13 protein-coding genes are annotated in these 13,220 nt (G+C 36.1%); all 13 read left to right on the top strand.

Translation table 11 applies throughout. From position 1 onward, the window contains the following. Nucleotides 1–8 precede the first annotated feature (8 nt). The gene (locus V7014_RS09860) at nucleotides 9–1,379 is read left to right on the top strand and encodes a DUF342 domain-containing protein (protein ID WP_335506602.1); all 1,371 of its coding nucleotides are present in this window, start codon (nucleotides 9–11) and stop codon (nucleotides 1,377–1,379) included. A 12-nt stretch (nucleotides 1,380–1,391) separates the two neighbouring features. After that, nucleotides 1,392–1,715, top strand: coding sequence for a hypothetical protein (locus V7014_RS09855; protein WP_335506600.1), 324 nt, complete (start codon nucleotides 1,392–1,394; stop codon nucleotides 1,713–1,715). Nucleotides 1,716–1,724: 9 nt separating this feature from the next. Then, nucleotides 1,725–2,387 carry a hypothetical protein gene (locus tag V7014_RS09850; RefSeq protein WP_335506598.1) on the top strand — a complete coding sequence of 221 codons (663 nt, stop codon included), beginning with the start codon at nucleotides 1,725–1,727 and terminating at the stop codon, nucleotides 2,385–2,387. A 147-nt stretch (nucleotides 2,388–2,534) separates the two neighbouring features. After that, complete coding sequence (gene rpsB, locus V7014_RS09845; protein WP_335506596.1) at nucleotides 2,535–3,248, top strand: 30S ribosomal protein S2; 714 nt, start codon at nucleotides 2,535–2,537, stop codon at nucleotides 3,246–3,248. Between the two features lie 203 nt (nucleotides 3,249–3,451). Continuing rightward, nucleotides 3,452–4,336 (top strand): translation elongation factor Ts, encoded by an 885-nt coding sequence (gene tsf / locus V7014_RS09840; protein ID WP_335506594.1) that lies wholly within the window; start codon nucleotides 3,452–3,454, stop codon nucleotides 4,334–4,336. A gap of 133 nt (nucleotides 4,337–4,469) precedes the next feature. Beyond that, the gene (gene pyrH, locus V7014_RS09835; RefSeq protein ID WP_205061054.1) at nucleotides 4,470–5,192 is read left to right on the top strand and encodes a UMP kinase; all 723 of its coding nucleotides are present in this window, start codon (nucleotides 4,470–4,472) and stop codon (nucleotides 5,190–5,192) included. A 1-nt stretch (nucleotide 5,193) separates the two neighbouring features. Continuing rightward, on the top strand, nucleotides 5,194–5,751 hold the full coding sequence (gene frr, locus V7014_RS09830) for a ribosome recycling factor (protein WP_335506592.1): 558 nt from the start codon (nucleotides 5,194–5,196) through the stop codon (nucleotides 5,749–5,751). Nucleotides 5,752–6,016: 265 nt separating this feature from the next. Further along, nucleotides 6,017–6,796, top strand: a complete 780-nt coding sequence (locus tag V7014_RS09825; protein WP_335506590.1) for an isoprenyl transferase — start codon at nucleotides 6,017–6,019, stop codon at nucleotides 6,794–6,796. 144 nt (nucleotides 6,797–6,940) lie between these two features. Then, nucleotides 6,941–7,729 (top strand): phosphatidate cytidylyltransferase, encoded by a 789-nt coding sequence (locus tag V7014_RS09820; RefSeq protein ID WP_335506588.1) that lies wholly within the window; start codon nucleotides 6,941–6,943, stop codon nucleotides 7,727–7,729. 81 nt (nucleotides 7,730–7,810) lie between these two features. Beyond that, entirely contained in the window at nucleotides 7,811–8,956 is a 1,146-nt protein-coding gene (locus V7014_RS09815; RefSeq protein WP_335506587.1) for a 1-deoxy-D-xylulose-5-phosphate reductoisomerase, read from the top strand. Nucleotides 8,957–8,978: 22 nt separating this feature from the next. Continuing rightward, complete coding sequence (gene rseP, locus V7014_RS09810; RefSeq protein WP_335506675.1) at nucleotides 8,979–10,238, top strand: RIP metalloprotease RseP; 1,260 nt, start codon at nucleotides 8,979–8,981, stop codon at nucleotides 10,236–10,238. 149 nt (nucleotides 10,239–10,387) lie between these two features. Continuing rightward, the gene (locus V7014_RS09805) at nucleotides 10,388–12,088 is read left to right on the top strand and encodes a proline--tRNA ligase (RefSeq protein ID WP_335506585.1); all 1,701 of its coding nucleotides are present in this window, start codon (nucleotides 10,388–10,390) and stop codon (nucleotides 12,086–12,088) included. 121 nt (nucleotides 12,089–12,209) lie between these two features. After that, nucleotides 12,210–13,220 (top strand): PolC-type DNA polymerase III N-terminal domain-containing protein (locus V7014_RS09800; protein ID WP_335506583.1); only part of this gene is annotated, 1,011 nt, incomplete at its 3' end.

Below are 13,220 nucleotides of genomic sequence, written 5' to 3'. Positions count from 1 at the left end.
GAGCTTACATGGACAGCCTTTTCGATATTCATGTTTCGAAAGATCGTTTAACGGCTGAGATTTCTTTGAAAAACGAGGTCTTTGAAGATACTGAAATCACAGTTGCTCAACTCAAAGAGATACTAAAAGTAAGAAAAATAGTATTTGGTATTAAAGAAGATGTGTTACAAGAAATATGTAAGGATATATATGAAATTGATTATCCTATCACTGTTGCGGAAGGTATAAAGCCTGAAAAAGGAAGAGATGGTTATCTTATAAATAAAACCGAACTAGATGACGAACAAAAAACAGCAGAAGATGATGGAAAGGCTTTTAACTTTCGCGATGTGACGAAAATAAAATCGGTAAAAAACGGTCAGCTTTTAGCTCAAATTGTTGAAGCTTCCATGGGGATACCAGGAAAAGATGTATATGGGAATACTATTCAAGCGAAAAATGGTAAACCATTAAGGCTGAGACCAGGTAAAAATGTTCTTTACCACATGGATAGTGTTTTTTCTACAACCGATGGTCAAATTTCAATTACTCCTAATACTGTGAATGTATTTCCTGTTTTTGAAGTGAATGGAGATTTAGATTTAAAAACCGGAAACATTGATTTTATTGGTAATGTTATTATTCGTGGGAATGTGCCAACTGGATATTCAATCAAGGCTGGTGGCGATATTAAAGTTACTGGTCTTGTGGAAGGTGCTCATTTAGTAGCTGGAGGATCAGTATCTATTTCCGGCGGTATTGCAGGGGCTTATAAAGGATCAGTAGAAGCGGGGGTAGATATTCTTGCTAACTATTTAAATCAAGCTGTATGTAAAGCTGGACGTGATGTTTCAGTAGATTCTTACATCCTTCATAGCAAAATTACTAGTGGTGGAAAAGTTACTTGTCGTAAGGGGCATATTATTGGTGGCGAAACTTCTGCAATGGAAAGTATTGAAGCTACTGACTTTGGTAATCAACATTATATGCAGACAGTCTTATTTGTTGGAAGCCCACCGAAAAATCTTGAACGAGAAGCTGAAATTCATAAAGAATTAAAAGAAACGCGAGAAGCTTTAAAAAAATTAGGCGCTCTTTTTGAGCGAATTAAGAAGCGGCAACTTACCCATGGTCATATCACAGAGCAAGACCAATTGTTGTTGAAAAAGCAACAATTAACGGTATCTACTCAAAAAGCGCATTTACATGAATTAGAGCAGGAACTTATGCGCTTAAGAGGTGAAGGTCTTATGGACTCGAATGTGTTTTTAAAAGCAAAAGGTGTAATTTATCCTAATACTCAAATTCATTTCGGGAAGTATTCGAAGCCGGTTCAGAGTAAAATACAGGCAGTAAAAATATATTTAGAGTATGGAGAAATAGTTTCTAGTCCGTTTTAAAGGAGGGAGTTTATGGGTTTAAAGGCCATTGAATTGCAAATTGCCCTTCCACGAACGCAAGATGTTGGCAAAATCCAAGAACAATTACAACAAAGAAGTCAACTCACTCATGATTTAGCTGCCCGAGAAATGCAAAAAGAAACAGAGAGAAAAGAACATACAGTTACTAAATATAATCAGAAAGAAGAAGTGCATCTGAAGCAAGATGATTCCTCTCAACAATATGAGCATAGTCATTTGCAACGTGAGAAGAAGGAAGAGAGCGCTGAAAAAACGGAGAAAGTTATAAAACAAACACATCCTTATAAAGGGAATGCTATAGATTTTTCTGGATAGAGGGACATAATGTTAACATTAATTATTACATTAAGTATTGTATTACATTGCATAAGTATTTTTGCCATTATCATTTTGTATTTAAGGCAGAATCAATATAAAGAAACAGAGAGAAAGATGGAAAGTCTCCGACGTGATATCGATGATATTTTTCAGGCTTATATGGTTGAAATGAAAGAAGAAAACAAAGAGATTGCAGCTACTTTGGCGACCTTACATGAGGGTAATCAAGCACCTAAGGAATCTGCAGTCTCCAAGGTATCAGATTCAATACATATAAATGAAAATGATAAAAAGGTTGTACCAGAGATTGAGGCGAATATACTGGTAAAGCCTTCTAAGCATGCCGTTGTTAGCGCTTATAACGCAAATAAGCAACTTCAGGCTAAATATGAACCTCCTTATAATGAAGTTAAAGATAAGTTATCAGTGACAAAAACGGATTTGCCTCAAATTGTGGATGAACAAAAAGATCAAGGAGCTGCGTTTCAAAGTGCATTAAAGGCGCAAATAAATAAACATAAGCTAAATGAAGGAAGTAAAACAACAGAAGAAATTATTCTAGAGATGAATAATAACGGTTATGGTATTGAAGAGATTGCTAAGAAGTTAAATAGGGGAAAAACAGAAATAGAATTATTATTAAAATTTCAAACCAAACCTAATTCGTAAAAAAGCTTGATAAATATATTTGTCTATGCTATATTATTTCATGGTGTTAATACACACGCCAGATGATTTGATTAATAGGTGCTGTTCTACAGTTTTTGATCAAAGACGATTCAGGCGGAGGAATATAAAACCTAGGAGGAAACAAACATGTCAGTAATTTCTATGAAGCAATTGCTTGAAGCTGGTGTACACTTTGGACACCAAACTCGCCGTTGGAACCCAAAAATGAAGAAATATATCTTCATGGAGCGTAACGGTATCTACATTATCGACCTACAAAAAACAGTTAAAAAAATCGAAGAAGCTTACAACTTCGTTAAAGAAGTAGCAGCTAACGGTGGTACTGTTCTTTTCGTTGGTACTAAAAAACAAGCTCAAGATTCAGTTAAAGAAGAAGCGATCCGCGCTGGTCAATACTATGTAAACCAACGTTGGTTAGGTGGTACTTTAACAAACTTTGAAACAATTCAAAAACGTATTACGCGTCTTAAAGATATCGAAAAAATGGAAGAAAACGGAACTTTCGAAGTTCTTCCTAAAAAAGAAGTTATCAATCTTAAAAAAGAGCAAGAGCGTTTAGAAAAGTTCTTAGGCGGAATCAAAGACATGAAGGGTCTACCAGATGCGATCTTCGTTATCGACCCTCGTAAAGAGCGCATTGCTGTTGCAGAAGCACACAAATTAAACATCCCTCTAGTTGGTATCGTTGATACAAACTGTGATCCAGATGAAATTGATTATGTAATCCCTGCAAACGATGACGCTATTCGCGCTGTTAAACTTCTAACTGCTAAGATTGCTGATGCAATTCTTGAAACTAAACAAGGCGAAGATCTTTCTGAAGCTCCTGCTGCAGAATAATCTTAGTCTTTCTAAAAAGGTGATAAGAGGATAAGGCCTTTTATCACCTTTTTTTTCAGAAAGAAGCTACTCAGGCTTCATGTATGAGTCCCTACGTATGTAGGTAAAATGAATATGAAGTACACTCGTATTTCTAACTTAATATTGTACGGAATCTACTATAGGTTTAATAAAGTACATAAAATATAAGGAGGACATCCATAATGGCTATTACTGCGCAAATGGTAAAAGAACTTCGTGAAAAAACTGGTGCTGGAATGATGGATTGTAAGAAAGCACTAACTGAAACAAATGGTGATATGGAAAAAGCAATCGACTTTTTACGTGAAAAAGGTATTGCTAAGGCTGCTAAAAAAGGCGATCGTATCGCTGCAGAAGGTTTAACTTCTATCGTTACTAAAGGTAACGAAGCTGTAATTCTTGAAGTTAACTCTGAAACTGATTTCGTTGCGAAAAACGAAGGTTTCCAAGTATTAGTTCAAGAATTAGCTGCTCACCTTCTAGCTAATAAACCGGCATCTGTTGAAGCTGCACTAGAGCAAACTATGGAAAATGGTACTCAAGTTGCTGAGCACATTAATGCTGCAATTGCAAAAATCGGTGAAAAATTAACTCTTCGTCGTTTCCAAGTAGTTTCAAAAACTGATGCTGATGCATTCGGTGCTTACCTTCACATGGGTGGACGTATCGGTGTATTAACAGTTCTTGAGGGTTCTACTGACGAAGCTGCAGCTAAAGATGTTTCTATGCACATCGCTGCTATTAAACCACTTTACATCTCTCGTGATGAAGTAACTCCTGAAGAAATCGAAAGAGAGCGTGAAGTATTAACTCAACAAGCTCTTAACGAAGGAAAACCTGAAAAAATCGTTGCAAAAATGGTTGAAGGTCGCCTTGGTAAATATTTCGAAGATATCTGTGTTCTTGACCAATCATTCGTTAAAAACCCAGATCAAAAAGTTGGACAATTTATCGCTGCAACTGGTGGTAAATTAACAAGCTTCGTACGTTTCGAAGTTGGTGAAGGTATCGAAAAACGTCAAGATAACTTCGCTGAAGAAGTAATGAGCCAAGTTAAAAAAGACTAATTAATACGCTAGGCTTTTGTTAGTAAGTCAATAGGGAACACTTTGTGTTCCCTATTTTTTGAATAAATGTTAGTTAAATTTGATATAAACCACCTTTTCAAAATGTGAAGGTAATAGAAAGTTGGAGGTTCTCATGAGTAACGCTAAATATAATCGTGTTGTATTGAAATTAAGCGGAGAAGCATTAGCGGGGCAAGATGGATTTGGAATTAATCCAGCTATTATTAAGTCAATCGCTGAACAAGTGAAAGAAATTGCTGAACTAGATGTTGAAGTTGCTGTAGTTGTTGGCGGCGGAAATATTTGGAGAGGGAAGATCGGAAGCGAAATGGGGATGGATCGTACGACGGCGGATTACATGGGAATGCTAGCAACAGTTATGAATTCATTAGCATTACAAGATAGTCTTGAAAATCTAGGAATTGAAACACGCGTACAAACTTCAATCGAAATGAGACAAGTGGCTGAACCTTATATTAGAAGAAAAGCTGTCCGTCACCTAGAAAAGAAACGTGTAGTAATCTTTGCCGCTGGAACAGGAAACCCATATTTCTCTACAGATACAACTGCAGCGTTAAGAGCAGCAGAAATTGAAGCCGATGTAATTCTTATGGCGAAAAATAATGTTGATGGCGTGTACAATGCAGATCCTCGTAAAGATGAAAGTGCAGTGAAATATGATAATTTATCATATTTAGATGTGTTAAAAGAGGGCTTAGAAGTAATGGATTCAACAGCGTCTTCTTTATGCATGGATAATGATATTCCATTAATCGTATTCTCTATAACAGAACAAGGCAATATTAAACGCGCTGTTATGGGTGAAACAATTGGTACTATAGTGAGGGGGAAATAATATGGCTAAACAAGTAATTGCGTCTACAAAAGAAAGAATGGATAAAGCTGTTCAAGCTTTATCAAGAGAGCTTGCGAGTATTCGTGCAGGTCGTGCGAATGCAGCAATTCTTGATAAGGTAACTGTAGATTACTACGGTGCACCAACTCCAGTGAATCAATTAGCTGGTATTTCTGTACCAGAAGCGCGCCTACTAGTTATTCAACCTTATGATAAGACTGTATTAGGTGAAATTGAAAAAGCGATTTTAAAATCTGATCTTGGATTAAACCCTACAAACGATGGTTCAATAATTCGTATTGCAATTCCAGCGTTAACGGAAGAGCGCCGTAAAGAATTAGTGAAGCTTGTGAAAAAAGAGGCTGAAGAAGCTAAAGTTGCAGTTCGTAATATCCGTCGTGATGGAAATGATGATCTTAAGAAACTTGAAAAAAATAGTGAAATAACTGAAGATGAGTTACGTGGTTATTCTGAGGATATTCAAAAAGTAACTGATTCACACATTCAAAAAATTGATGATGTTGCAAAAGATAAAGAAAAAGAGATTATGTCAGTTTAATTTAACTTAAAAAGCCCCTATAAAGGGGCTTTTTAAGCTTATAGTACATAAGTATGTAATAGGGTTTTAAGTAATTGATTAAAACTATAATTAATAATAAAATATGATAGGAATATAACCTATTGTAAAATGGATAAGTAGTTTCTATTTCAAAAACAATACATATGTATTTTAGAATACCGATAGGATATTTTCTGATTTTCTGATATTATTAAGTGAATTCACCATACTTTAACCGAGGAAGAACCTATTGGAGGACTTAGATATGAAGGCAATTTGGAAGCGTTGGTTTAACAAAAATGCTTCTGCTAATATAGATGATAATAGCATGACAAAGCTGAAGAATTCGGATATTCCTGAACACGTTGCTATTATTATGGATGGTAATGGACGCTGGGCAAAATCGAGGATGCTACCTCGTGCTGCAGGTCATCGAGAAGGAATGAAGGTTGTTCGGAAAATTACTAAATTTGCTAATGAAGTAGGTGTTAAAGCATTAACATTGTATGCTTTCTCTACTGAGAATTGGAAGCGTCCTGAAAAGGAAGTAAATTATTTAATGAAATTACCTGTTGATTTTCTTGATACATTTCTACCGGAATTAATAGAGGAAAATGTTCGAGTAAACATTATGGGTGAAATAGATGGTTTGCCAGATCATACAAAAGCTGCTGTGGAAAAAGCAATGAAGGATACACAACATAATGATGGATTGTTATTAAATCTAGCATTTAATTACGGAAGTCGTGCAGAGATGATGTTGGGTGTTCAACAGTTGATGCAAGATGTGAAACAGGGTAAGTTAGCTAGCGAAGAAATAACTGAAGAGCTTTTCTCTTCCTATTTAATGACGGATGGTATAAGTGATCCAGATTTATTAATTCGAACAAGTGGAGAGATTAGATTGAGCAATTTCATGCTTTGGCAGCTTGCTTATACAGAGTTTTGGTTTACGGATGTGCTGTGGCCTGATTTCAATGAGAAAGATTTTATGGAAGCCATTGAAGTGTATCAAGCACGTTCTCGAAGATACGGTGGATTATAAAATTGATCTTCGAATTTCATATTAATATGTATGAATATTTTAATATAGCTTCCCCTACGCTTAAGGTGAATATTGTAGGGGAATACTGTCTATTTAGAGGTACAATCTAGAAATAGGCATTAGAAGGTGAGGACTAAGAAAATTATGAAGCAACGTATTATTACAGCTGTGATTGCTGCGGCTGTTTTCTTGCCGATTGTGATGTATGGGGGGATACCTCTTACGATCTTATTGTTTATCATGGCAACAATCGGTTTACATGAATTGTTGAAAATGCATAAACTACCTACGCTATCGGTTTCAAGCATTATTGGATTTTTAATGCTATGGGCTATATTATTACCGGCAGGCGATACGCTTAGTATAGGTGATTGGAGTATTACGAAGGCAAATACGGTTTTAATAGGAGCAATATTTTTATTGATTTGCACTGTTATATCGAAAAATCGTTTTACATTTGATGATGTTGGTTTTATCATTATTTCCGTTTTGTATGTAGGAGTGGGCTTTTATTATATAAATGCTACAAGAGATGAAGGATTATTTTATATATTCTTTGTGCTATTTACATTATGGGCAACAGATTCTGGAGCATATTTTGTGGGACGAGCTATTGGCAAGAACAAGCTATGGCCTGAAATTAGTCCGAATAAAACCATAGAAGGTGCAGTTGGGGGAATTGGTGCAGCTTTAATTATTGCGTTAATATTCTCTTTTGCAACTGATATGGATGCATCATTATTGAAATTGTTGGTTAATGCAATTGTAATTGCTATATTTGGTCAGTTAGGAGACTTAGTTCAATCAGCATTCAAACGTCATTATGGTGTGAAGGATGCGGGGAATTTGCTACCTGGGCATGGAGGAGTATTAGATCGTACAGATAGTTGGATTTTTGTATTCCCAATTCTACATTTGTTTCAATTGATTTAGTTCTGTTTTGTGCTAGTTCAAAGCATAATGAAATATAAATATAATATGGAGTTTTTTATGATGAATGGGGGATTACGATCAGTGAAGAAAATTAGTCTTTTAGGTGCTACAGGATCAATAGGTAGACAAACACTAGAGATAGTACGTGAAAATCGTGATCTTTTTGAAATTGTAGCCTTTTCTTCAGGTAATAATATAGAACTAACAAAACAATTTATTAAAGAGTTTTCTCCTAAATTAGTTTCTGTTAAAGAAAAATCAGATTATGAAGCTTTGAAATCGGAATTTAGTAATACTTCTTTTTCATATGGAGATGACGGCTTAGTTGAGGTAGCGGTATATCCGAGCAGCGACATTGTCGTAAACGCCGTAATTGGTAGTGTGGGGTTATATCCGACTTTAAAGGCAATTGCTGAGAAGAAAGATATTGCGCTCGCTAATAAAGAAACATTAGTAACAGCTGGTCATGTAGTGATGGAAGCTGCTAAGCAAAATGGCGTTCGTATATTGCCAGTTGATAGTGAGCATTCCGCGATTTTTCAAGCGTTGCATGGTGAAGACGAGAAGAATATTGAACGCTTAATTATTACTGCTTCTGGAGGTAGTTTCCGTGATTATACACGAGAACAGCTTCAAGATGTAACAGTTGATCAAGCGTTAAATCACCCAAATTGGTCAATGGGTGCTAAAATAACAATAGATTCTGCAACAATGATGAATAAAGGTCTTGAGGTAATTGAAGCCCATTGGTTGTTTAATATCCCTTATGACAAGATATCCGTATTGATGCATAAAGAAAGTATTATTCATTCTATGATTGAATTCCATGATGGTAGCATCATGGGGCAACTAGGAACACCAGATATGAGAGTGCCGATTTCACATGCTCTTATGTTCCCGGATCGATTGAAAAATGCTTCAAAAGAAAGACTGAACTTAGCGGAAATCGCAACGTTAAACTTTCAAAAAATGAGTTTTACAAGATTTCCTTGTTTGCAGTATGCATATGATGCTGGAAAAGTGGGAGGTACCCTACCAACGGTGTTAAATGCAGCAAATGAAGTTGCAGTAGATTTGTTCTTAAAAAAGCAGATTTCGTTCTTACAGATTGAAAATATCATTTATTCTGCAATGGACAAACATGATGTTTTAATACATCCCGATTTGGAGACAATTCAACAAGTAGATAAAGAAACTAGAGCGTTAGCAAAAACGTTTGTAAAATAGAGGTGGTGAATACGTGCAAACCATACAAACCGTTGTTTCATTTATGATTATTTTTGGAACACTCGTTTTCGTCCATGAGCTAGGGCATTTAATTTTTGCTAAGCGAGCAGGCATATTATGCCGTGAATTCGCAATTGGTTTTGGACCGAAAGTATTTTCATTTACAAAGAACGAAACAGTATATACGATTCGCTTGCTGCCAATTGGTGGATTTGTACGAATGGCAGGAGAAGATGTTGAGGCTGTTGAAATCAAGCCTGGTTATCGCGTAGGATTAAAGTTTGATAGTGACGGAAAAGTTACTAAAATCATTCTCAATAATAAAGATAAGTATCGTGACATTAAGGTTATAGAAGTAGAAGATGTTGATTTAGAGCATAAATTGTACATGAAGGGGTTTGAAGATGAAGAAGATCAAACGTTACAAACGTTTGAGGTTCATCCAAAAGCAGCAGTTGTACAAGATGGTGTGGAAATGCAAATTGCACCGTATGATCGCCAATTCTCATCGAAAACATTAGGTCAAAGAACGATGGCTATATTTGCAGGACCGATGATGAACTTCGTTTTAGCAATTGTGATATTCATGGTCATGGCAGCAATCCAAGGTGTTGTGACGGATGAAGCTAAGCTAGGGAAACTAACCGAAGATGGTGCTGCAATTAGTGCAGGTTTGAAAAAAGGCGATGAAATTCAATCAATTGACGGTTCTGAAGTTTCTTCGTGGATGGATGTACAACAAGAGATTCAAAAGCATCCTGGTGAAGAGATTGAATTTGTAGTTGAACGTGATGGTGAGACACTTGAAATACCTGTAACACCGAAAGAGGTTGAAAGAGAAGGAAAAGCACTTGGAGTAATTGGTGTGTATCCTCCTACTGAAAAATCATTTACAGGCGTTATTGCTTATGGATTCACTGAAACGTATTTTTGGACAAAAGAAATCTTTACATTGTTAGGTCAATTAGTAACAGGTCAGTTCAATATTGATATGTTATCGGGTCCTGTAGGTATTTATGTATCAACTGAAGAAGTGGCAAAATCAGGTGTCATTTACTTATTGAAGTGGGCAGGGGTACTTAGTATCAATCTTGGTATTATGAACTTACTTCCGATTCCTGCGCTTGATGGTGGGCGACTAGCATTCTTTGCAGTCGAAGCAGTAAGAGGTAAACCGCTTGATAAGCAAAAAGAAGGAATGGTTCATTTCATCGGTTTTGCTTTATTAATGCTACTTATGCTCGTTGTTACTTGGAACGATATACAAAGATTTTTTCTTTAAATAATTAAGTAGTATGGTAAAATGAAAAAAGTGGAGGCGAAGGTATATTTAAGCTTTGCATCTACTTTTTTTACGTATATAATTGTGTAATTATAAAGTGAATTTCACTAACAATTTCAGTTTAGAAGCTAGTTGAAGAGGTGCAAAAGATGAAGCAAACAAAAATGTTTATTCCTACATTAAGGGAAGTTCCGGCTGATGCAGAAGTAACAAGTCACCGTTTGTTATTAAGAGCAGGATATATGCGTCAAACATCTAGTGGTGTATATAGCTACTTGCCTTTAGGGAAAAAAGTATTGAAGAAAATTGAAGAAATCGTAAGAGAAGAAATGGATAACACTGGTGCAAATGAAATTCTGATGCCAACATTACAGCAAGCTGAGTTATGGCAAGAGTCTCAACGCTGGTTCTCTTATGGTCCAGAATTAATGCGTATGAGAGATCGTCATAACCGTGAATTCGCATTGGGGCCAACACATGAAGAGGTAGTAACAAGCCTTGTAAGAGATGAGTTATCATCTTATAAAAAGTTACCGTTAACACTATATCAAATTCAAACAAAATTCCGTGATGAGAAACGTCCACGCTTTGGTTTATTACGCGGTCGTGAATTCATAATGAAAGACGCTTATTCTTTCCATGCGAACCAAGAAAGCTTAGATGAAGTGTATGATGATTTATTCGCAGCTTATAGCAATGTGTTTAGTCGTTGCGGTTTAAACTTCAGAGCTGTTATTGCTGACTCAGGTGCAATGGGTGGTAAAGATACGCACGAATTCATGGTGCTTTCTGAAATTGGTGAAGACACAATCGCTTATAGTGACTCATCTGATTATGCAGCTAACATTGAAATGGCACCAGTTGTCGCAACTTATGAAAAAAGTACAGACGCACCAAAAGAACTTGAAAAGGTAGAAACACCTAATCAAAAGAGCATTGAAGAGATTTCTACATTTTTACAGGTAGATGCTGCATCATGTATTAAATCATTATTATTTAAAGTTGATGATAAATTTGTATTAGTACTAGTTCGTGGTGATCATGAAGTTAATGATATTAAGGTGAAAAATTTATTAGAAGCATCAGTTGTTGAGCTAGCTACTTCAGAAGAAACAGCAGAAGTACTTGGTTGTGAAATTGGCTCACTAGGCCCAATTAATGTGAAGAATAATGTTGAAGTGATTGCAGACCATGCAGTAGCGAGCATTGTAAATGGTGTATGCGGTGCTAATGAAAAAGATTACCATTTCGTTAATGTAAATCCTGATCGTGACTTTGAAGTAGCGCAATATGCTGATATTCGTTTCATTCAAGAAGGAGATGATTCTCCTTGTGGCAACGGTACAATTAAGTTCGCAATGGGTATTGAAGTAGGACACGTATTTAAGTTAGGTACACGCTATAGTGAATATATGGGTGCTAACTTCCTAGATGAAAACGGTAAGAACAAACCAATGATTATGGGTTGTTATGGTATTGGTGTCTCTAGAACATTAGCTGCAGCCGCTGAGCAGTATAATGATGAGAACGGTTTGGTATGGCCTAAACAACTAGCACCATTCCATGTACATTTAATTCCTGTTAACATGAAGAATGAAGAACAAGCTTCATTAGGTAATGAATTGTATGCTTCATTAAAAGGAAAAGGTTTTGATGTATTGCTTGATGATCGTAATGAGCGTGCTGGTGTTAAATTTAATGATTCTGATTTAATGGGTCTACCTGTTCGAGTAACAGTAGGTAAAAAAGCTGCTGAAGGTATTGTAGAAGTGAAAAATCGTAAAACAGGTGATTCAGCAGAAGTTCATGTTAATCAGCTAGTTGAAAAGATTAATGAGATTTTAGGTTAAATATAGCTTTAAACATAAAAGGGCACTTTTCTAAGTGCCTTTTTGTTTGCACTATTTTCGATATTCTGAGGGTAGAATATGTTATAATAACGACTGATTATTATTTGAGGGGGGAGAGTCGTTGGATCAAAATCCACAACAAGGAAGAGAGAAATTTCAGCTCTTACTCCAACAACTACAGTTAACTGAAGATGCAGTTGTATCTTACTTTTCTAATGCAGAAGTCACAAAACTATTCATAGAACGATCAGCGAAAAGATGGCATTTTCACTTTTTACTAGATCAAATCATTCCATGTAATGTACAAACAAGATTTTCAACACAACTTGTTAAAACATTTTCACATATTGCGGATGTTACGTATAATATGTCGGTACGTAATCAACAAGTTACCGAAGAGTTAATTAAAGATTATTGGACAAGCTGTTTAGCAGAGTTAGATGGAACGTCTCCAGCATTATTATCTTTACTAAATGAGCAAGTTCCTAAGGTTGTTGGTCATAAGCTGATTGTGAATGCACGAAATGAAGCGGAAGCAGGTCAGTTGAAGAATAAATATTCTCAAAAAATCTCAGAGGTTTATGAAACATACGGGTTTCCAACCTTAACTTTAGATACAGAAATTTCGGCTTCAAATGAAGAATACTCGAAGTTCCTTGAACAAAAACAAAAAGAAGATGCGGAAAAAGCGATGGCCGCAGTTGTTGAAATGCAAAGGAAGGAAACGGAAAGTGCTTCTTCACCAGATATCCCAGAAGGACCGATTAAAATCGGTTATACGATTAAAGATGACGCTGACTTTAAACGAATGGAAGAGATTGTTGATGAAGAGCGTCGTATTGCTGTTGAAGGCTTCATCTTCCATGCAGAAACGAAAGAGCTACGTAGTGGGCGTACGTTATTAACCTTTAAAATGACGGATTATACTAGCTCGATCATGGTTAAAATGTTCTCACGTGATAAAGAAGATGCGGCTATTCTTAATTCAGTTAAGAAAGGCATGTGGGTCCGAGCGCAAGGAAGTATTCAAAATGATACCTTTGTTCGCGACTTAGTCATGATTGCAAATGATATCAATGAAATGAAAGCACCTGCAAGAGCTGACAAAGCAGAAGGAAAACGTGTTGAACTG

It is taken from the genome of Bacillus sp. JJ722, from assembly GCF_036963345.1.
Lineage (GTDB): Bacteria > Bacillota > Bacilli > Bacillales > DSM-1321 > Bacillus_AD.
Note: the sequence above shows the minus strand (reverse complement) of the source record. Positions and strands in the feature narration are given on the sequence as shown.